General features: G+C 31.2%; 21 protein-coding genes. 12 read left to right on the top strand and 9 right to left on the bottom strand.

Annotation, left to right across the window (positions count from 1 at the left end; all coding sequences use genetic code 11):
- Positions 1–3 precede the first annotated feature (3 nt).
- The 5 genes from IM744_RS00280 to IM744_RS00260 form a co-directional block, all read right to left on the bottom strand.
- A complete protein-coding gene (locus tag IM744_RS00280) occupies positions 4–678 on the bottom strand; it encodes a LysE family translocator (RefSeq protein WP_194506087.1) in 675 nt (224 codons plus the stop codon).
- A gap of 67 nt (positions 679–745) precedes the next feature.
- The gene (locus IM744_RS00275) at positions 746–1,420 is read right to left on the bottom strand and encodes a head GIN domain-containing protein (RefSeq protein ID WP_194506086.1); all 675 of its coding nucleotides are present in this window, start codon (positions 1,418–1,420) and stop codon (positions 746–748) included.
- 91 nt (positions 1,421–1,511) lie between these two features.
- A complete protein-coding gene (locus IM744_RS00270) occupies positions 1,512–1,805 on the bottom strand; it encodes a heavy metal-binding domain-containing protein (RefSeq protein ID WP_194506085.1) in 294 nt (97 codons plus the stop codon).
- A gap of 144 nt (positions 1,806–1,949) precedes the next feature.
- Positions 1,950–4,190, bottom strand: a complete 2,241-nt coding sequence (locus tag IM744_RS00265; RefSeq protein WP_194506084.1) for a ribonuclease R family protein — start codon at positions 4,188–4,190, stop codon at positions 1,950–1,952.
- A gap of 239 nt (positions 4,191–4,429) precedes the next feature.
- Positions 4,430–6,064: a T9SS type A sorting domain-containing protein gene (locus IM744_RS00260; protein WP_194506083.1), complete on the bottom strand. Its 1,635-nt coding sequence runs from the start codon at positions 6,062–6,064 to the stop codon at positions 4,430–4,432.
- A 619-nt stretch (positions 6,065–6,683) separates the two neighbouring features.
- On the opposite strand from IM744_RS00260, the gene rpiB reads away from it, so the two are divergent.
- The 3 genes from rpiB to IM744_RS00245 all read left to right on the top strand — a co-directional run bounded on the left by rpiB (position 6,684) and on the right by IM744_RS00245 (position 8,579).
- On the top strand, positions 6,684–7,118 hold the full coding sequence (gene rpiB, locus IM744_RS00255; protein WP_194506082.1) for a ribose 5-phosphate isomerase B: 435 nt from the start codon (positions 6,684–6,686) through the stop codon (positions 7,116–7,118).
- A gap of 3 nt (positions 7,119–7,121) precedes the next feature.
- Positions 7,122–8,039, top strand: a complete 918-nt coding sequence (locus tag IM744_RS00250) for a cation diffusion facilitator family transporter (RefSeq protein WP_194506081.1) — start codon at positions 7,122–7,124, stop codon at positions 8,037–8,039.
- Positions 8,040–8,135: 96 nt separating this feature from the next.
- A complete protein-coding gene (locus IM744_RS00245) occupies positions 8,136–8,579 on the top strand; it encodes a GNAT family N-acetyltransferase (RefSeq protein ID WP_194506080.1) in 444 nt (147 codons plus the stop codon).
- Here IM744_RS00245 and IM744_RS00240 read toward each other — a convergent pair.
- The 4 genes from IM744_RS00240 to IM744_RS00225 form a co-directional block, all read right to left on the bottom strand.
- Entirely contained in the window at positions 8,576–9,439 is an 864-nt protein-coding gene (locus IM744_RS00240; protein WP_194506079.1) for an OmpA family protein, read from the bottom strand. The genes IM744_RS00245 and IM744_RS00240 overlap by 4 nt on opposite strands.
- A gap of 66 nt (positions 9,440–9,505) precedes the next feature.
- On the bottom strand, positions 9,506–11,140 hold the full coding sequence (locus IM744_RS00235; RefSeq protein ID WP_194506078.1) for a S41 family peptidase: 1,635 nt from the start codon (positions 11,138–11,140) through the stop codon (positions 9,506–9,508).
- A 14-nt stretch (positions 11,141–11,154) separates the two neighbouring features.
- Complete coding sequence (gene rnpA / locus IM744_RS00230) at positions 11,155–11,532, bottom strand: ribonuclease P protein component (protein ID WP_194506077.1); 378 nt, start codon at positions 11,530–11,532, stop codon at positions 11,155–11,157.
- Positions 11,533–12,342 (bottom strand): LexA family transcriptional regulator, encoded by an 810-nt coding sequence (locus IM744_RS00225; RefSeq protein WP_194506076.1) that lies wholly within the window; start codon positions 12,340–12,342, stop codon positions 11,533–11,535.
- Positions 12,343–12,705: 363 nt separating this feature from the next.
- Between IM744_RS00225 and IM744_RS00220 the strand changes: the two genes are divergently transcribed.
- From IM744_RS00220 to IM744_RS00180, 9 genes are all read left to right on the top strand, one after another.
- Positions 12,706–16,422, top strand: a complete 3,717-nt coding sequence (locus IM744_RS00220) for a hypothetical protein (RefSeq protein ID WP_194506075.1) — start codon at positions 12,706–12,708, stop codon at positions 16,420–16,422.
- Positions 16,423–16,564: 142 nt separating this feature from the next.
- On the top strand, positions 16,565–19,156 hold the full coding sequence (locus tag IM744_RS00215) for a hypothetical protein (protein ID WP_194506074.1): 2,592 nt from the start codon (positions 16,565–16,567) through the stop codon (positions 19,154–19,156).
- A 3-nt stretch (positions 19,157–19,159) separates the two neighbouring features.
- Positions 19,160–19,537 (top strand): hypothetical protein, encoded by a 378-nt coding sequence (locus IM744_RS00210; protein ID WP_194506073.1) that lies wholly within the window; start codon positions 19,160–19,162, stop codon positions 19,535–19,537.
- Between the two features lie 114 nt (positions 19,538–19,651).
- Entirely contained in the window at positions 19,652–20,059 is a 408-nt protein-coding gene (locus IM744_RS00205; protein ID WP_194506072.1) for an SMI1/KNR4 family protein, read from the top strand.
- Positions 20,060–20,175: 116 nt separating this feature from the next.
- Entirely contained in the window at positions 20,176–20,529 is a 354-nt protein-coding gene (locus tag IM744_RS00200) for an SUKH-3 domain-containing protein (RefSeq protein WP_194506071.1), read from the top strand.
- Positions 20,530–20,832: 303 nt separating this feature from the next.
- A complete protein-coding gene (locus tag IM744_RS00195) occupies positions 20,833–21,243 on the top strand; it encodes an SMI1/KNR4 family protein (protein WP_194506070.1) in 411 nt (136 codons plus the stop codon).
- Positions 21,244–21,290: 47 nt separating this feature from the next.
- Positions 21,291–21,470 (top strand): hypothetical protein, encoded by a 180-nt coding sequence (locus IM744_RS00190; RefSeq protein ID WP_194506069.1) that lies wholly within the window; start codon positions 21,291–21,293, stop codon positions 21,468–21,470.
- Complete coding sequence (locus IM744_RS00185) at positions 21,467–21,775, top strand: hypothetical protein (protein WP_194506068.1); 309 nt, start codon at positions 21,467–21,469, stop codon at positions 21,773–21,775. Before IM744_RS00190 ends, IM744_RS00185 begins: the two co-directional genes overlap by 4 nt.
- Before the next feature lie 208 nt (positions 21,776–21,983).
- The gene (locus IM744_RS00180; RefSeq protein ID WP_194506067.1) at positions 21,984–22,427 is read left to right on the top strand and encodes a hypothetical protein; all 444 of its coding nucleotides are present in this window, start codon (positions 21,984–21,986) and stop codon (positions 22,425–22,427) included.
- Positions 22,428–22,545 lie beyond the last annotated feature (118 nt).

Below are 22,545 nucleotides of genomic sequence, written 5' to 3'. Positions count from 1 at the left end.
TGGTTATAAACGATGTTCTATTTCCTCTTGAAGTCTTTCTTTTCCCTTCGGAAAAAAGCCTTGTACCAATAATAACACTCCAAATCCAAGAATTGCTAAAGCAACAATTTTCTTGGTTTTAAATATGAGTCGTGGTGTGAGTTTGTTTCTTAAACGTTTTGCTGCAGCAATTTTTAGTAAATCGGTTAGAAAATAGACCGTTAACATTGTAGCTATGAAAACTTCTACACCATATTTAGACTCTGTAATAGTGCTTCCAATAACGATAAATCCAAGCCAGCCAATTAAGACACCTATGTTAATAAAGTTAAGTAGAAATCCTTTTATAAATAGTTTACCGAAGGCATTTTTCTGAATTTCAACTTTATGATATTCTCTAACAATTGATTTAAATGATTTGGATGTTTTTACAAAGGAAATTGTTCCGTAGGTTACTAATAAAATACCTCCAAAAACAATAAAATTAGGATCGTCCTTTATTTTATCTACCAGTTTATTTGTACTGTAAAATGCAAGAAGAATAAAAATAATATCTGCAAAAATGACTCCAAAATCAAAAATTAGTGCGCTCTTAAACCCTTTTGTAGCACTAGTCTCAAGTAGTACGAAGAATACTGGACCAATGGTGAACGCAAGGATTATTCCAAAAGGAATAGCTGCTAAAATATCATCGAACATAGTTAAAAAATAGCTTTCCTACAAAGCTAAGAAAAAACTCTCGTACTCACTACGTTAGATTGGTAGTTTAGTTAACACGACTAATTCTACCTCCAAATGTGGTTTTCTCTTTAACGTGCTCTGGGTTTCCGTAGATGTAAACATCGCCACCTGCAGTTACTTTAGCGTCAACAGTTTTTGAAGCGTTAACATCTGCTTCTCCAGCTGCTCCAATTTGTACTGTTGTATTTTTAGTTTCAAAGGCTTTACCTTCGTAAACACCTCCTGTATTAAGTGTAATATTTTGAGAGATTGCTTTACCTCTGGTTTCAACAATTCCACCAGAAACTGCTTTAATACTAACTTGATCTACATCTAAACCTATTTTTAACTGCGCACCTTCTTGTGCACGAAGTTCTATTTGGTTTTGCTCTATAAGCTCATTTGAAGTAATGTAAGCACCTTCATTTCCATCAATGACGTCTAACGTTGTATAATATACAGCAACAAAAGTATGTGTACCATTGAAGGTTTTGTCTAATTTCATACGGATTTTAAGTTTTCCGCCTTTATTAATGACCTCAACATCTTCTATGTCATCTCCAGTAATTTCAACTTTGGCTTCATCTGATTTAATAAGATTAACAACAATTAAGTCATATACTTTAACTTCATTGAAGTCTCCAACTCCTTTTTCTTTAGGATTTTGAGCTGATAAAATAGCAGTAAAAAATATTAATGTAGCAGTTATAAAAGTTTTCATCTTAATTGTATTTTAGTGTATTTACGTTTGTATTGTGTATTAAAGATGAGATGGAATGCAAATTGTTACAGTTATGAATATAAAATATAAATTAAGCAACAGTTACAGCAGTTCCAGTAACGACTACAAAAAAGTACGAACCAGCTTCTGTTTCTATATCTAAGCTAATCCCAACTACTGCATTTGCTTTAAGATGACTTGCGTTTGTTTGCATTTTTTGAAAGGCTTTCTCTTTTGCCTCGCTTATGAGATCATCAAACATTTGCATATTTTTTTCGGTTTTAAACGAAAACTTTGTTTTTATTTCTGAAGAAGTACCTGATACAATCCCTTTATATTCAATTATTTTGAATCCTTCAATAGAATTTGTAGTCGTTAAAATCATGTGTTTGTTTTTTTATATTAGTATTCTTTTCTTCGGAAATGTTACAACCAAAAAAGAAGTGCTACTAAATTAAATATTCTGTTATAAATATCTAATGTAATAGCACAATTATTGTAATGTTTTAAAATTTCCGAAGTGAAAATTCTAATCTTCTATATGTTTACAAATCAAGGTGAAATCAAGATGTTTTTTAACTAAATCTGTGTTTTTAACCTTTACAACGACTTCATCACCTAGTTGATACATGGTTTTTGACTTTTTACCAATGAGTGCGTAATGATCTTCATCAAAGGTATAATGGTCATCTTTCATATCACGAACACTTACCATACCTTCACATTTATTCTCTATGATTTCTATGTAAATTCCCCAATCTGTCACACCAGAAATTACACCTACAAAGTTTTCGTTTTTATGATCTTCCATAAAACGAATTTGCATGTATTTGATAGAATCTCTTTCAGCTTTTGTAGCTAGATATTCCATACTAGAACAGTGGTTACATTTATCCTCATAAGCGTCTTGGCTTGCAGATTGTGCACCATCCAAATAAAGTTGTAATAAACGATGTGCCATCACATCTGGATAACGACGAATTGGTGAGGTAAAGTGACTGTAATAATCAAATGCTAAACCGTAATGACCTATATTATGAGTAGAATATTCTGCCTTACTCATTGTACGAATTGTTAAGGTATCTACAAGGTTTTGTTCCTTTTTACCGTGTACATCTTTCAATAAATTATTTAATGATGATGCAACACTTTTTCTGTCTTTAAAATTAAGTTTATATCCAAAACGTCCAACTACATTTTGTAATGCAGCAAGTTTACTATCATCTGGCTCATCGTGTACACGATAGATAAATGTTTTCTTTTGTTTACCTACAAACTCTCCAACTTTTTTGTTAGCTAATAACATAAACTCTTCAATGAGTTTATTAGCATCTTCACTGGTTTTAAAGTAGACTCCTACCGGATTAGCTTCTTCATCTAAATTGAATTTTACTTCAACTTTATCAAAAGAAATAGCTCCTGTACTCATACGTTTACCACGCATGATTTTAGCAAGTTCATCTAGTTTTAATGTTGCTTGAGCAACCTCTTGAGATGTTTTGTATTCTTTTCCTGTTAGAGCTACCTCTTTAGGAATAGTTAAATCTATTTTATTTGGATTTTTAAGTACATCAACTCCAGATAATGCAACATTATTTTCTATTATAGCTTGTGCTTCTTCGTATGCAAAACGTGCATCAGAATAGGTCACTGTTCTACCAAACCATTGGTCTTTAATTTCGGCTTTATCATTCATTTTAAACACTGCAGAGAATGTGTATTTCTCTTCATGTGGTCTTAATGAACACGCACCATTTGATAAAACTTCTGGAAGCATTGGTACAACACGATCTACTAAATACACAGATGTTGCACGCTCGTAAGCTTCATCATCTAAAATGGTACCTTCTTGTAAATAGTGTGAAACATCTGCAATGTGAATTCCTATTTCAAATAAACCATCATCTAATACTTTAAATGAAAGTGCATCATCAAAATCTTTAGCATCTTTTGGATCTATAGTAAAGGTTAAATCTTTACGCATGTCACGACGTTTTGCTATTTCTTCAGGTTTAATTTCTAAATCTATTTTATTAGCAAACTCTTCTACTTCTGGTGGGAATTCTAATGGCAATCCGTATTCAGCAAGAATAGCGTGAATTTCTGTATTATGTTCACCTGGTTTACCGAGAACTTTAAGAACTTTACCAGAAGGAGAATCGGCTTTTTCTGGCCATTCTTCTAAAGATACTAGTACTTTGTCACCATCTTCGGCTTTATTAATTTTATTGATAGGTACAAAAATATCTGTGTGCATTTTATTACCATCAACTACGACGAAAGCAAAATTCTTTTTCTCGTGAATTTGGATTACTCCAACATATTCACTTTTTGCACGTTTTATAATATTAGTGACTTCGCCTTCTAGCTTTCCTTTTTTTCTACGTTTGTACGCATAAAACTCAACCTCATCACCATGAAGGGCTTTGTTCATATTATTTGAAGCAATGTAAACATCATCTTCAAAATCGTCACAAATGATATATCCAGAACCTCTAGATGCCATGTCTACACGACCTATATGATATTCTGTATTTACTATCGCTTTAAATTTACCACGATCTACCTCTTCAATCTCTTGCTTAGCTTTGAGTTCTTGGAGTTTCTTTATAATTTGATTTCTACTACTGGCATCATTAACACCTAGTTTAGCAGCAATTTGTTTATAGTTAAAAGTGGAGTTTCTATCTTTTTTTAAAATACTTAGAATTGTATTTGTAAGGTTGGAAATCTTGTTATGTGAAGGTTTCCTTTGTTTCTTTTTACTCATTTAATTTGTAATCATTTATTCCTTTTGAAATAAGGAATTTTATCGTTTTTAATAACTTAATTCTTATAGTGAAGAAGTTAATATTTTCACTTTGAATTTGCATTGTGAATTTATTAATAGAAGTATTAAGTTTCTGCAAATCTACGGTTTAATTTTTTAATCATGTTTCTAAACCGTTAAATTAATGAAAAAGAGCTGTTAAATTAAAAGCTCTTTTAGTATTACTATTAGTTTTTAATCTATTCTATAATTAGCTTTTTAGAAGATTTCCCTTTGTTTGTTAATATCTCTACAATATAAGAACCACTTGATAATTTTGAGGTATTTATTATTTTTTCTTCGGAAATTAAAACTGCTTGAGCTAAAATATTATAGATCGTTACTTTTTGTAATTCTAATGAAATATCTAGTTGAATTGTGAATTGATTTTTTGTTGGGTTTGGGTAGAGTTTGAAGTTAAATAAATCTATTTCATTTACACTTAAAGCATCATTTACTTGATTAATAATAGCTTGTATCTCTGCAGCTGTTGGATTGTTTTCATCTACAAATGTTCCGTTACTTAAAGCTGTTGTATAATTAACTCCTTCAATTGCTCCAGAAACTCCGTTGATGCTATTTAGTTGATCTGCTGTAATATTGATACCATTTGTGTTTCCTAGAATGTCTTCGACTACTTCTAGTATTGCTAGTTCTGAAGCTATACTGTAGACTCTGACTTGACCAAAATTCATATCATTTCCAACGCTAGACCCTATGGCTATTATTTCACCATTATCTGAAATTCCTACAGAAATTCCAAATACATCAGGTGTAACATCACCATCTATATCTTCTCCTACTTTCAGCCAGTTATCAACTTGATATTTATACACACGTACATGGCCAGTATTACTACTATTTCCATAACTACCAGGAGCTCCAATAGAAACTATACCACCATCTGAAGATAAACTTACCGAACTTCCAAAAAATTCATCAATAACTTCACCATCTATATCATTACCTATCTGTATCCAATTACTATTATTATACTGAAATACTCTTACGTGTCCAGTACCATTTTCATTTCCAGAAGCACCTACTGCAAGAGTATTTCCAGAAGACGACAAACTTACATCTACACCAAAACCATCTAAAGGAGCTTCTCCATCTATATCATTACCTAATTGAAACCAATCCATCCCATTATATTCGTATACTCGAACTTGACCAGAATTATTTCCATTACCATCATTAAAAATTGCACCTATAGCAATTTTACTTCCATCTGATGATAAACTAATAGAATAACCTGCCCAATCATCTAAAAATTCTCCATTTATTACATTACCTAGTAAATTCCAACTACTACCATTAAAACTATAAATATAAACTCTATCTTTTTCTTTACTACTAATAGCTATTATACCTCCATCATCTGAAATATCAACATCAAAACCAATTTCAAATGAATTAGGTCCAATTATCGACTGACCTAATTGATTCCAATTAGTTCCATCGTATTGGAATATTTGAACTTTACCAGTATCGTATCCATTTTCATTACTATTGTGAGCATTTACTACTAAAATTGTACCATCAGATGATAGACTTAATGATGCTCCAAATGAATCATTAAAATCAACAGACTCTATAGTATTCCCAAGTTGCACCCAATTTCCTGATTGATTTTCAAATACTCGAGCATAGCCTATATCATTTCCAAGACCATCTCCTAAAGCACCAATAGCCACTATATTACCATTAGAAGAAATACTAACAGATCTACCTGAACTATCACCTTCTTCTAAACCATAAATACCCTGACCAATCTGAACCTGACTCAACCCTAAAAAAGGTAGCAATAAAAAAAGTAAAGTAATTTTTTTCATAACTGTAGTAGTTTCTTTCAAATATAGAGAATCTTTTTAATTCGCTTTAAAATTTGTAGTTATCAACATATATATACATAACAACATTTTTCTTTTAAAATTTAAAAAATAAAATGGTGGTTATTATAGTGTGTTAATAGTGGCTATAACTTTATTCAACTTTGCTTTGATATATGACTTATCATAATTACTTAATATGTAGTTAACATTAACTTTACATTTAAAGTCCTCATTATAAAGAGAATTTACAAAGCTATTAACAGGTGTTAATAACCTATGTTGACAACTCAAACTTAATAAGTATTTATAAACTTTGTGTTGGTATCTCATAATATGAATGCTAATAACTTCACTAAAAAAAGTGACTAACTTTTTAGGTTATCAACTTTAAGTCTGTGATTGTGAAAATTACTGGATAATCCTAATTTTAGTTTTAAAGACTTGTGAACAGTTATTAACAAGTAATGAGTGCAAATGTCTATAGATGTTAACAGAGCCTATTTCCGAAGAAAAGGACTTCTACATCAAACTTAAATGTTATGAATAACTATATGAATCATCATGTGGTATTGTTATTAGCAATTATTAACTTTAAGGTTTTAAACAACACACTTAAATTATGACTATTTCTATAGGTAACGATCACGCAGGAACTGAGTATAAACAAGCTATTGTAGCACATTTAGAGGCTAAAGGATATATTGTTAATAACTACGGTACAAACTCAAATGACAGTGTAGATTATCCAGATTATGTACATCCTGTTGCTAATGATGTCGCAGATAAAAAAGTTGACTTCGGAATTTTAATCTGCGGAAGTGGTAACGGAGTTGCAATGACCGCAAACAAACACCAAAACGTAAGAGCTGGTATTTGTTGGACTAAGGAAATTACAGAGCTCACCAGACAACACAATAACGCAAACATTTGTTGTATTCCTGCACGATTTACTGCATTGCAACAAGCTATTCAAATTGTGGATACATTTTTAAATACAAAATTTGAAGGTGGTCGTCATCAAAACCGTATAGATAAAATACCAGTTTCTTGTTAATATATGAGTAACTCGCATTCTCATAATCACTCACATTCTCATGATGATTTAAAAGGTAGAAATCTTATTATTTCTATTCTTTTAAACATCGTTATTACTGTTGCGCAAGTTATTGGTGGATTACTCTCTGGAAGTTTGTCTCTATTAAGTGATGCGCTTCATAATTTTAGCGATGTTATCTCTTTAATCATTAGTTATATTGCTAACCGACTTTCAAAACGGGAAGCGTCTTTTCAGAAAACATTTGGTTATAAACGTGCCGAAATATTAGCAGCTTTCATTAATGCTGCAACCTTAATTATTGTTGCTATTTTATTAATTATTGAAGCAGTTAAGCGTTTTAAGAATCCGCAAGAGGTTGAATCTGATCTAGTTATTTGGTTATCATTTATTGCAATTTTAGGTAATGGGTTTAGTGTACTTCTTCTTAAAAAGGATAGTAAATCTAATATGAATATGAAAAGTGCATACCTCCATCTATTAACAGATATGATGGCAAGTGTTGCAGTTTTAATTGGCGGATTATTAATGAAATATTACCAATTATTTTGGGTGGATAGTGTGTTAACTTTTGCAATAGCTTTATATCTTATTTATATGGGTTATGATCTATTGAAAGACTCATTTAAAGTATTAATGTTATTTACTCCAGATGAAATTGCTGTGAAAGATATTGTCATGGATATTCAGCAAATAAAAGCGATAAGAAATGTGCATCACGTTCATATTTGGCAATTAAATGAAGATGAAATTCATTTAGAAGCGCATATCGATTTTGAAGAGGATATTACCTTATCTCAATTTGATAAAATATTACATGAGGTAGAGGAGTTGGTGTTTCATAACTTCGGAATAAACCATGTAAACATCCAACCAGAATATGGAAAATGTGGAGATAAAGATGTGATTGTGCAAGACTAATTTAACTAGAACTGTCATTCCGCACATGATGCGGAATCCATAATAAGAAAATGAGATTACCACGTCGCACGCTCCCTGCAATGACAAACTAAAACTATGATAGACATAAAAGTAAAAACCTTTAAAGAACTTACAACTCAAGAACTCTATGATCTTCTCCAATTACGAAGTGAAGTTTTTGTTGTTGAGCAAGATTGCGTTTATCAAGATATAGATGGGAAAGATCAAAAAGCTTTACATGTTATTGGTTTTAAAAATAACAAAGTTGTCGCTTATACAAGACTATTTAAACCAGGTGATTATTTTAAATATGCAAGCATTGGTAGAGTAGTGGTTAGTGATAAAGAACGCGAACATAAATATGGTTATGATATTATGTACGCTTCTATTAAAGCTATAAAATCACATTATAATGAAACCAAAATTAAAATTTCTGCACAAACGTATTTAAAACGTTTCTATAACAATCTAGAATTTTTTGAAGTAGGTGAGGAGTACCTTGAAGATGGCATTCCACATATTGGGATGATTAAAACTTAATTATCGCTTCTGCTGGTAGTTTGACCAACATAAGTAATCAAAATCTCCACACGACGATCTAATTTAGGTTCACCTCCTAACGGAAATTTTCTACGCATCCCAACATATTTCATACGTCGTTTATTTACACCTTGTTTTGCTAGATAATCGTAGATGAATTTTGCTCTGGCAACTGAGAGATTACGTTTTTTAGTTTTACGATCTATAGCATCTCTACTATTTTTTGTACAACATACATGACCTTGAATAGTGAAATAAAGATCTTTTCTTTCTACAAGAATTTCTGCTAATTCCTTGAGTGTTTCTTTAGATTCAGGTAATAATTTACTGTAACCCGTTTTAAATAAAATATTATTGAGTTCAAACTTATCTCCTGCTTTTAATTCGCCTTTTAAAAGCTCTGTAGCTTCTCTTTTTTTAGCTTCTGCTACTTCTGGAGATTCTTTTGTCTTTGGAGGAAATACAGACGATACAATAATCTCTACTTTACGATTAAGACCACGTATTTTGTTTAAATCATTTTCTTTAATGAGTTTAAGTAAAATTTCACCTTTACCATCAACATTGGTAATAACAGATTCATCGAATTCATTATTAGAAAAAATAGTTTTTATAGAATTAGCACGATCTTGTGACAGTTTTAAATTATAAGTATCAGTTCCTCTATCGTCTGTAAATCCGTAGATAGAAATTTTGGCGATATCCATGCTTTCAATTTCAGATAGGAACATCAATAGTCTATTGTGCTCAGTTGGAGGTACTTCAAATTTATCTGTTTCAAAATACACTTCATGTGTCATCTCCTTTTGAGCAATCAAAAGTTGTGAAAACAGAAGCGTTATAAGTAGTAGTTTTTTCATATTAGTATTAAAACAAAAAATAAATATAGAGTTTTTTTAATGTTTTAGTTAAATTGAGTGTTGTTATTAATCTAAATATCCTAAATAAGTAGAAGGATTTTTAAGTATTTCTACACCTTTTTGAATTTCAAAATTATTAGCAACATAATAAGTGTATAAACCTTCACGATAGAAATATCTTTTTACAATCTCATCAGATAGTAATGCCAGTAATTGTGTTTTATTGTCATCAATAGCTTTATTTTTATAAGCGTTTAAAGATGAAATTAAGTTAGAATATTCCGTGTTTATTTCAGTATTCAATTCTTCTTCTTTAGCAACAGAAAGTGCAGTTGCAAAAGCTTTTTCAGTTTGTGTTTCAAAACTAAAATTATTTGCTTTTAAGAAGTTTTTAAAATTTTTAAAATCTGAATCATTTAATTTAAAATTCTTTAAATCTGTTACAGCATTCTTATAATAGTATTCTGTTCCATATTTAAAAATTAAGTTTTCATCTATAATAGCTTTCGTAATAGGACTTAATTTAGTTTCATCCAATTCTAAATCTGGTTGAACGCCTCCTCCATCATAAACTGTTCTTCCTTTTTTAGTTTTAAAGGCATTATAATTTTCTTGTTTGGTACGTGTTGCTTTTCCGTTTTCATCACGGTTCCAGTAATCAAGTGCTTGAATACAACGTCCAGAAGGTGTGTAATATCTAGAGATTGTAATTTTCATTTGCGTTCCGTAGGTTAATTTTTTAGGACGTTGTACAAGTCCTTTTCCAAAACTACGAGCTCCAATAACCACTGCACGATCTAAATCTTGCAAAGCACCAGATACAATTTCACTTGCAGAGGCACTAGATCCATCAATTAAAACAACCAAAGGAATTTCTGTATCCATAGGTTCGTTTTTTGTGTAGTAGGTTTTGTTATACTTTTCTACTTTAGATTTCGTGGTAACTACCAATTGATTTTTAGGCACAAAAATATTAGTCACATTAACAGCTTCTCTTAATAATCCACCTGGATTTCCACGTAAATCTAAAATCAGTTTTTTAGCACCTTGATTCTTTAAATCTCTAAGTGCGCTTTTTGTCTCAGTTGATGTTTTTTCGTTAAATTTCCGAAGAACAATATAACCCGTATTTTCATTCACCATAGAGTAATGAGGTACTGCATGAATATCTACAGCCTCTCGTTGTATGGTCGCATTTTCTGTTTTACCTTGTCTAATGTAAGTGACCTCAACACTGGTACCTGCTCCACCTTGTAATAAGTTTCCTGCGTCATCTTTAAAATCTGCAACCGTAACATTATCTACTTTGATAATCTCATCTCCAGCTTTTAAACCCGCTTTATCTGCTGCATAATCTTTGTAAGGCTCAACAATAACCAATCTGTCTTTTAGCGTTAAAACATTAGCTCCAATACCCGTATAATCTCCTGCATTATTGATTCTTGCAGACTCTACATCTTGCTCGTTATAGTAATTTGTATAAGGATCCAAATCTGCAAGCATACTCTTAATTGCAGTATCCATCAAGTCTCCAGGATTGGTGTCATCAACATAATTCATGTTGAGTTCTTTAAAAAGCGTTGTAAAAATTTCTATTTGCTTGGCAATTTCGAAAAAGTCACTTTTAAAAGCAGTACCACCAAAAAATATAGTGAGTGCTAAAAGCGGAACTAAAACACGTTTTTGTAGTAGTTTTTTCATTAGGATATTATTATTTATTCAGGTGACACTTTTTTAGAAAATGTCTCTAAAAGTTGTTTCATTTTTTTATCTACGGAAGCAAAATCCGTTCCATCTTTACCAATGTACAAAATCATTAACGTATAACATGACGATATGTTGTTAAAATATGTAGCTTTATTTAGTCGGTAAGCTTCTCTTAACAAGCGTTTGATGCGATTTCTATCCACCGCTTTTTTGAAATTACGCTTACTTGCAGAGACTCCAGTTTTAAACTGAGTGTCATCTTCAAATTCTGTTTTTAGATACACCATACGCAACGGATAAGCGCTAACCGATTTCCCTTCGGAAAACAGCTGCTCGATCAATTTCTGGCTTTTAAGCTTTTCTTTTTTAGGGTAAGAAAATGACATCTAGTTTTTAGATTTTAGCGATACAATTTGTTCTAGGTCTACAATTTTACTTTCGAGCTCATGAAGCCTATCGTATACATCTACAGGCTCTGGCATTTGTTTAGAAGCAAACATCGTGACGTACCAAACCTCCATAATATCTTCAGCATTTATAGTAAATGTAGGATAGTTTCCGTCCTTATTATCACTTTTTAAGATGAGTTTACCTCGTTCTTCAATACGGTTAATTACACGTTTTAAAACGACTCCATCATTTTTACTAATAATAATATATACACGACCATCTTTGATGTCTTTAAAATCTTCAACATAACGACCAAAAACCATATCACCATCAAAAAAAGTACGCACCATAGAGTTACCTTGAACCTCAAAGCATCTAAAAGTCCCATTGGTTAATTGAGGCATGTGAAACGCAGGTAAGGTTTCAATATATTCTGCATCTCCATAACCATCTAAATAACCAGCTCTTGCTTTTGCGGGAACGTAAACTACATTTTCTTCACCTTCAGGTGTTGTAGAAATCACTTTTGGCATTCCAGAATATGTTGGAGTATTTACAATTTCCGACTTTAACATGACTGGACTTTTTCCGAAGAGATAATCAGGATTGATATGAAACTCATCAATAATTGCAGAAAGTACATCATAACCAGGTTTTGTTTTTTTGCGAGAGCCATCTGCTTGTGGTCTCCCGTTAACTATACTGTCTATGGTTGTTCCTGTCACTCCAATACGTTTTGAAAACGCATAATTATTAAGGTGAAAGTGATTAATAATGGCAGTAATTTTTTCGTCTATTGATTCCATAATACTCAAGTTAATAATTAAAACTTTTTACAAAATTATTTTGCAATTTGTTTTGTATAATTTGTAAAATGTTTTATATTTGTACTCTAATTTAATGCTAAGATACGAAAATTACTCAAAAATCAAACATTTGTGTGATTATTACAGCATTTATTAAGATTTGAAGAACATGAGATGTTCTTTTAAAAATCTACGATGGTTACGGATTCAACATTATGTTGAACTACGATGAACGTTTATGCCTTAATTATTAAGGTTTTGCATTGAAGTTTAAATGGCTTCAAAATTAGGTGAACTGTTAGAAAAGCGAAACGATAACAGTGCTTAATTGCGCTTAATATTAATAACATAAACAATTACAAAATGAGTACAGAAATTAAAAACACGCTCTTTCGATTTGTATCGATGAGAGCACCAGAATTAACAGATGATAATAAGTCAAAAGATGGATTTATTTTTAGAGATGATACTGTTAAAAAAGGAGATTTTGATGCTGCAATTACTAATCTTACAGCAGGAACATCAAAATGGCAGGCTTTAAAAACCGCAGCCAATTCATTTACAGCTTTATCAGCTGACAACATTAAAAAGATAGATTCTAAATTATATGAATTATCTATTTGGATTGCTAAAAACCGTCTTTCTTTTAAAACTGAAGAGTTATTAGAAAGAGCACAAGGTATAGGAGCAATTGAAGATAAAGATGTTTTAGGAAGATTATGGGATAACCTTTTTTATCAAACCGTAACCCAAAAAGAGTTTTATGCTAAAGAAACAATTATTCAGCTTTTAATTGCTAACCATTTACTTTCAAATTTTAAAGGAGATAAAGAACAGATCAAAGCTTTAATTAATGCTAAAGTCGTGCTACCTAAACCTTTATTTGGTGAAGGAGAAACAGATAATGCTAACGCAAAAAAAGCCTCTACAAAAGAAACACAAGCGTTTAGCTCTGTTCCTACAATTGTGATGGCAAAACAACAAAGCATTGCTCAAGCAGAGTTTCACAATCAACAATTGAGCTTACTTTCTAAAGAGCTAAAGCGTGCTGAAAAATCTTATCAAAAAGAAAAATCTAGTGCTTTAGAAGCTGCAGAAAAAAATTATCAAAAAGAGATTAAACCTATTTTAGATCAATATGCAAGTGATGTAGAAGTAGAAAAAGTAAAATGGTGTGAGATAAAAGATCCAAATGTTGATTATGATCCAAATGATCCTTGTAATCAACCAAATATGGTTTCTGAACCAGAATTACCAGAATTTGTATTTGATTTTAGACCAGAATTAGATTTTAAATTCTTAGAAGCTAAATTGAGTGCTGAAAGTTTTGAAACGTTATCAAGTTTGGTAGCATTAGATTCTAATAATGTTTCAGAAAAATCTGCAAGACTCGCAGAACCAGAATTTGATACATTCTCAGAAAATTATGAAGGTTTTGCAGATGTTGATGGTTTTATTCAAGATGTGATTTCAGGAAATGATGACACTATTGTGGATAATACAGAAGAAGAAGGACATACTTTAGTAAGTGTTGGAGGTGTTTTAATTCCTGTAGACACATCAAATTCATTACCAAATTTTAGTTATCAATTATGTTCTAAATCTATAATAAAACCTCCATTTGGTCTAAAGTTTAATGCCGATTTATCTATTGTGGTTCCTGATACCTCTTGGCAAGTGGCTAATTTTGATTATACCTTAGAGCGTACAGATCAAGATTACAGTAATAATGGAGCTTCATCTTATTCAGTTATTAGATTTGGGAATACTATTTTCTTGAGAAACATTAATATTGGTTGGCCTTTCATTACAGAACAATCTCAATTAGAGTCATTCTCTGGAACCATAACATTTACCAATGGTGTTGTTAAAACATTTAGTACACCAGATTTCATATTGAGAACATGTACTTCAGGAACGTTAATTGGAGATATTGTAGATCCAAATGATGGTGATGATTCATTAAATCCAGGAACAACTAACGAGACACCTTTTGTGCCAAGCGGTTTTGGTGTAAAACAATTGGGTATTGCAGATTATAACAAAGTAGAGCAATCTACACAAGGTTATGTTGAAGGTGATGTTGCTCATATTGAAAACATCATGGCTCGTGAGTTTAAAGAGCGAAGCACAAGACGATTACGTAGTAAAGAAGAAACGTTTACAAGTTCTTCGGAAAGTGAAAGAGAACAACTTTCAGACACCACATCTACTGAACGTTTTGAAATGCAAAATGAAGTGTCTAAAGTAATTGCTAATAGTACAGATTTTGGCGCTTCTGCAAACGTTCAATATACAGGTTTAGCAGGAAAACTTATACTAAATGCTGGTGCTAGTTTTGCTTCCCATAATTCAAAAGAAGAAAGTACGCGACAAGCAGTGACAAACTCTAAAGATATCACAGAACGTGCACTAGATAGAATTGTGTCTAAAGTAAAAGAAGAACGTATTGAAAAAATCGTTGAAGAATTTGAAGAGAACAACTCTCATGGTTTTGATAACCGTAAAGGAGATAAACATGTGGTTGGTGTATTCCGTTGGGTAGATAAAATCTTCAAGAATCAAATTGTGAACTACGGTAAACGTTTGATGTTTGAATTTATGGTACCTCAACCAGGAAAATTACATAAACTTGGTATGATTGGCAATAATGAAGACAATAATATGTTGGTGGAGCCAGTAGATCCAAGAAAATCTACAAGTTTTAAATTAAAAGACTTTTCTGAATTAACAGACACTAATTTAAAGTATTGGTCTAGCAAGTATAATGTTGAGTTCACTCCAATGCGTAAACTTAATTTATCTGTTTCTAAAGGGTTCGACGGTAATAACACAACCACAGGTTATTATACATCAGGAAAAGGGGAAATAAGAATCCCAGAAGGTTATGAAGTAAATAAAGCAAAAGCAAGTCTTTCATATGATTTTCACCCTAGTGGTATAGAAGCTTCAGGAGTAACTATTAATATTGGAGACAAATATTACAACAAACAATGGAGTAGTCATTTTAATGAAGAAAGAATTGATTTTAATAATTTAGGAGGCATTCAACAAGAGTTAGCAGTAGCTTATAAGGCTTTTGACTGTGGTACTTTTAGCATGACCGTTGTTGCTGAGTGTAGTTTAACATCTGAAGCAAAACAAATATGGAAGCAAGAAACCTTTAAGTCAATTATAGATGCTTATGAAGATGCTTTAGCAACTTACAATGAAAAATTAGCTGTAGAAAAAGTTAATGGTATCCAAATAAAAGGGACAAACCCAGGGTTCTATCGTGAGTTTGAGAATAAGATTTTACGTAAAAACTGTATTTCGTATTTAATAGATCAAGATCCAAGTGCAAAAAACACGTATGGCAAATCTAATATGTTTACTACAAATGGAGGAGGTACTCAAAACTTTAGTAATCTAGAAGTAAATGTAAATGAAGCTTTAGATAATTACGTAGCATTTGTGAAGTTTATGGAGCAAGCTTTTGAGTGGGATATTATGTCTTACAACCTGTACCCTTATTATTGGGGAAATCGTCAAGATTGGTCAAGTTTATATCAGTTTGATGAGTCTAACGATCCATTGTTTAGAAACTTCATGCAAGCAGGTATGGCTAGAGTTATCATCACTGTAAGACCAGGTTTTGAAGAAGCAGTTCGTTATTACATGCAAACGGGTCAGATTTGGAATGGTGGCGAAGTCCCAGTTATAGAAGATGAATTATACTTGTCTCTTATAGACGAATTACGTCAACCAGAAGGTGAAAAGCTAGGTAAAGCGTGGCCAACACGAGTACCAACAGCATTAACCATCTTACAAGCACAAAGTATTGGTTTAAATGTCACAAAAGCATTACCATCTATTGAGGATTTATCAGATTTTGAAAATCCAGATGAGGTGCCACAGTCGCAAGAATTAGATCTTAATGACGCAGAGATTGGTGGATCAGAAGATGATGAAGTAAGACACATTGAGAACATCGATATTGTGAATGGTAATCTTCAATTAAACACAGATACTAACCCAAGACAAATAGTCGCACAAATCTCTATTGAAGCACTTAAAAACGCTATAGACGACGTCGTGTAATACTATTAGCAATCCTTATCCTTTTAATATTAGCTGGTTAATTAATCAGTGCAATTATCCTTCCGCTTTCTTTAATTAGAAAGCGGAACAGGATGAGGTTTGTTTTTATGTAAAAAAAGTTTAACAATTAAAACAATAGACAATGAATACAAACACATATGGTGATGCTTATTTTAGGCATAAAACCAATTTTGGATCAATTGTAGTGTTCTCAGATGAAGAAAAAATGCTGGTGCCTCAAGATGAGTTATACGGTAGTACTAATCAATACATTTCTATATATCAAAATGAAGAAACTGGCCAATGGATAGCAAAAACTAGAGATAGACTAAGTGGAGAATATGGAGACTTTATGATTAATTCATATAATTTATCTCCAGAAGGTAACATTCAAGCAGACCAATTAACATTTTTTCTCACACTAGATCAAGAAGTACAATATGGCGATCTTGATATGGATTATTATCGTATTGATGGTAAATTACATTTACAAGTAAATGCAACTATTGAACTACAAGAAGTTGTGATTACCGCTTCAGGAGCATCAAATGGATCAACACAAGAAATAGAAGACACAATTGCACCAGAGGAAAGAATAATACCAACAGAAAGATCAGATGCATTTATTACGGTATTTGTAAGTAGTGATGGTGCAAAATTAGAACGTGCTTATCAACAAATAAATAATGTAAAAGGTAGCGAGCTAGTCATTTTTGCAGAAAAAGATGATAGCACCAATCTTTTTGGATCTGTGTTTAGAGTCCTATCAGGAAATAGAATAGATAGTACGTCTATCTACCCTAAATTAGAATTAGCCAATATCATGAGGGCTTACACAAGTGACCCATCATTAAACATGGCTGCTTTAAGTGATTTAATTTCTAAGTATTATGAAGATTTAAATAATGAAAATATCTTTTTATGGTTACCAAGATTAGGCGCTTCATTTATTAAGGTTGTTGCAGGATTTACATTACAACCTATTGGTGAAATTATGTATGATATTGCTGATGAAATTGATAAAGGGCTGAGATTAAATGAAAACAGCTGGAAAGCTACAATAGATGGCGAATTAAACACAAAATATGACCCTATTTTACCTGGTTATGGATTGTTAACAAATGAAAGTAATGTAGAAAAATGGACCAATAAAATTAATAACAAGTTTATTGACCCTATGGCTAAGCCCATAAAAAAATTGATTAGAAAACTAAAAAACAATAAACTAACAAAACATTTTATAGGAAATAGACTAGATGGTTTGTTACGTTTTATAGAAGAAATTCCAAATTATTTAGAAGGCGTAATATCCTCGATATTTGAGTTTTTAAAAAATGCATTTGAGTTTTTTAATGCTCTTTTAGTTGGTATTATTAATAGTATAGTTGATTTATTAAAGTCTGTTTTTGAAATTTTAGGATTGATTTGTAAGGGCTTGTATTCTTTAACAGAATTAGCAGAAGACGTTGCAAACAAAACCAACTCATATCTTGGTTTAGTTTTAGAATCATTTGAAAACTTGATTTCTCTAGTTGCTTCTGTGTTTACATTAGAAAACTTAAAAGCATTCATCAATTTTCAATTATTTATTATTAAAACAGTTGGTAAATTGGGTGTTATTGCTATTCAAAAAGCAATTCAGTTTTTTACAGAAGAAGGAAGTAAAGCTGAACCAGAAATACCAGAAGAAGAAAGCTCCTTGCCCTATGATGCCATTGGTTATTATACAGGTTATATTATTGGTTTTGTAGCACAAGAGGTTGCTATTTTTATGGCAACTGCAGGTGTTGGGACTTTAGCAAAAGGTATTCAAGGTGCTGTAAAATCGTATGTAGAACTTGGTAAAGCTATTGGAAGAACAGTAAAAGCAACAGCAAATAAAGCTCAAAGATTTGTAAGTTTTTCAATTGAATCCTTTTTAAAGGCAATAGAAGCTTTAAAGGGTTTTGCTAAACAAATCCCAAAACACTTAAAGAGTTTGATGGCTTGGATGGATGAGTTGTTGGCTAGTTTAACAAAAGCAGCAAACCAATTATTTAAAGGTTTTGAAGCGGTTCTAGATTTACTTTTAGATTTAGGAGTTATTATTGTTCAAAAGCTAGATCCAAATACTGAAAAAGTTATCGTTCAAGGGGTTGATGGCGCAATTTATGCTATAAAGCAAGGAGATAAAACTGTTTTTGAAGGCACTAAATCAGCTATTGAAGGTTTTTTAAATAAAATCGAAGATATTAGTAAAAAAGGAGGGAATTCATCAAAGAATACTCAAAAATATTTAGATGAAGTTGCAGAAGGTAGTATTTATTCAAGGTTATTGGGAAATTCCCCTATTTATGGGTTTAAAAGTTTTGAAGAACTAAAACAATTTGGAGTTCAAATTTATAATACTTTTACGGTCAAAGGTTATAAAAATGTAAAAGTTTACATGCAAGGAAGCTCAGTAACAGGAAAAAGTTATGAAACCGGTAAAATATTTGATACTGGAAGAAAAAGTGATTTTGATGTTGGGATAGTAAGTAAAGAATTATTAGAGAAAGCTCTAGATTTAGGTTTAGCAAAATCAAATAGGGGTTATTCTATACCTTTAAAACTTGAGGAAATGAAAAAACTAGGTTTTGAAAAATTAATAATATCTCTTCAAAAAAAATACGCAAGAGAGGTTAATTTTAGAGTATACAATACTGTTGCAGAAATGAATAACAAGGTTAGAAAAAGTTACACTATAAAATTTTAAATTATGAGCACAAAAAAAATGGTATATTCAATTTACGGGTATATAAATTCTGATGCAGAACAATTAGCAGGTTTAATCTCAGAGGAATTAGCAATTGAGTTAACAAGAGATGATAATTTTTCAGAAGATGAAGGACCATATGTTTTTATTGGTAAAGGAGATGATTTGATAGATTATCTTTGTATTCGTAAACAATTTAGAGTTGGAGATGAATGGGAAAATAATTATCACAAAATCTGTCCGTTAGCTATTGAAATTAATTTTACTTTATTAAGCGGAGAAGAAAATATTGAACGAGCAAATAACGTTCGCATAATGTTAAATAAAATAATTGAAATTAAAGAAATAGAATTTTCAATTACTGAAAATCCTACAAATTAATATTCTTGCTAGCTTTCTCCTGCTAGCGCTCGTCTGTGACGAGTGACGGTAATGGATGGTAAAACAAACCAAAAAGCTACAGTTTAATTACTGTGGCTTTTGTGTTTTAGAAATATGAAAACAAAAATAACAGAAGTTGAAAAAACAATAAGTACAACTGATATTACTCATTTTGAAGAGCAAACAAATAGATCTCTACCTGAGAACCTTAAACAATTGTTTTTAAAATATAATGGAGGAGTTATAGAAAAAACTGAAGAAGAATATGATTTTTTTAGTATTAAATATGGCGATTTAAAAATGGAAGACATGATAAATACTTTACAGGTAGTCGAACAGATTATTCCTGAAGAATATTTACCTTTCGCAAACAGTCCTGTGGGGCATATAATTACTTTTAGTTTGTCTGATGATGACAGTAGTGGAAAGATTTTTTTATTCAGACATGATGATTTAGAGCCAATTTTAATTAGTAATTCTTTAGAGGAGTTTTTAGGTGTTAGCTCCATAAATGATTTTTAGCATATAATAGACCCATTACCCGATTGCGCGGATTTGTAATCCATACCTATAAATTATTTTTAAAAAGCACACATCTTTATAAATGTGTGCTTTTATTTTAATTAAAAACAAACAAAATGAAATTTAAAAATAAAGTACAAGAACAATTAAAAAATGCTGGATGGTACTCAGATAGAAATGTCTCTTCTAAGTATTTAAATGTTAATACAATTAGTGATTTTCCAGAAACAGCTAGAGAATTTCTTTTTGAATATGGGGATTTAGTTATTGAGGACTGTAAGCCTTATGATTCTGATGTTATTAATAAACTGCACATTGAAGAGGTGTCTGCAGAAGAAATTATAAATGAAGCTCAATATGAGTTTAATAAAAAATTGTTTCCTTTAGGTTATTTTCATCCTGATCATTATTCTGTATATATTGATAGCGATGAAAAAGTTTATTTGAGATTATTATTTTATAATTGGTAATTCATTAAAAGAAGGAATAGAAAACATAATTGAAGATAATTGGACTAATTCTTTGGAGTGGGACTCAATAGAGAAGAAATGGTTAAAAATTAACCCAAACTAACCTCCTGCTAGCGCTCGTCTGTGACGAGTGACGGTAAGATTAAGCAATCAAAACCTACAATGTATTCATTGTAGGTTTTATATTTTAGAGATATAAGTAGAAAATACAAGTTTAATAGTAAGCTCATGAATTTTAAGATGATTTTCTTAGTCTGTGCTTTCGTCACTGGGAAGTAATAATCAATTAAAAAAACATTAATTATGTTAGAATTTAATACAACAAAAGATTTGATCAGCTTATCTGATTTACAAAATTTAGAAAGTGCTCTAGGAGCTATATTGCCAGAAGACTACAAAACACATATGCTAAAATATAATGGAGGTAGGGTTTCTTGGACTAAAAGTTATATTTTGGAATATAACGGAAGTGAATATGAATTAGGAGGCTTTAAAGAACTTGATAAGTTAAAATTTTTTTTTGAGTCTAAAAACCCAATATTATATCCTAAATACTTTTCTTTTGGAGACATTGAGGGAGGTTACTTGGCAATGGGTTATCAGGAAGAAAACTATGGACAGATATTTGTTTATTTTTCAGATGAGGCACCTCAAAAAGTCGCTAATTCGTTTTCTGAGTTTTTACAATCGATAAAGGTTGTAAATGAAGAATAGTTTATTTAACGGTATAAGTTCGATAACGCTCCTGCTAGCGCTCGTCTGTGACGAGTGACGGTGAAACCTATCATACATTAGAAATATGGAAAAAAGAAACCTTTGTTTGGGAACAAATTTGGTCAAGAAAACGCGATTGGACTAAGAAGGAGTTAGAACATAGTTTAAGGTATGTTAATAGCGTAAGAGAAAAAGCAGGAATAGAAACAATAAAAGTAAAATTATGAAATATACAGAAGAACAAATTACAAACAAAGCAAAACAGGTAATGAAAGATTTAGATGGTCAATTTTATACTGAAGAGTGCATTGATGGAATATTATTTAAAGAAAATGAAACTGTTGGTTATGGTAGGTTCGAAGGAAAACAGAAATCTATTTGGACTGTTCATATAAATGCTATTTTTGATAATATTGATTTGTTGTTTTTATCTGATGAAACAGGAGAACCATTATACTATCATAACTTCAATATGATTTTATTTGAAATAGAGAAAGATAATAAAGGTGTTTATTCAAAAAAAGAAGATTAATTTAAATGGCTTCTGACAGCTCCTGCTAGCGCTCGTCTTTGACGAGTGACTGTAAAGATTAGTAAAACTTTTGAAAGCTACAGTTTAGTTACTGTGGCTTTTCTGTTTTTATAAGGATTTACTTAAATTGCTTATATCGTGTGCACTCGTTACAGACGAGCGCCAGCGAGGTGAATCAGATAAAAATAAACATTCAATACGGAATAAAATGAAACATTCAAAAGAAACATACATGCAAGTTGTCTTACAAAAGGGTTTAAACTATGGACCAATAGTAAAACAATTTTTAATAGAAGAATATAAAACATTGAACATCTCTAGCAATCTTAAAAACAAAATCTCAGAGAAAACAGAATCTAAACAAGACTTTGAAATCAATATAGTTGAGTTGGCAAATTTAAAATCAAATTTGAAAGACAAAATGGAAGAATTGATTAGGTCAGACGGTTTTGATCCACTAAAAGAGGATCTAAGACGTGAATTTCCAGAACAATATGAAAGTCAAGTTCTTAATTATAAAGGAAAAATATATTATTTAAACCCTAAAATTTTTCCTACTGATAATTTATTAAAGCGTATCAATAGTTTTAAAGAGGTGGTCGAAACACACCTAAATAAAAATAAGGAATTGAAATTTAAATACAAGGAATAACTATATTGTATATTGATTTATAGCTTTCTATTTAAAGTAACAAAAGGCCATAGTAAAGATGCTATGGCTTTTGTAATTTAGAGTGTCGACAATTTAAATATTGTAGCTTTTGTATGAT

This window comes from Psychroserpens luteus, assembly GCF_015319355.1.
In the GTDB taxonomy this organism is placed as follows: domain Bacteria; phylum Bacteroidota; class Bacteroidia; order Flavobacteriales; family Flavobacteriaceae; genus Psychroserpens; species Psychroserpens luteus.
Note: the sequence above shows the minus strand (reverse complement) of the source record. Positions and strands in the feature narration are given on the sequence as shown.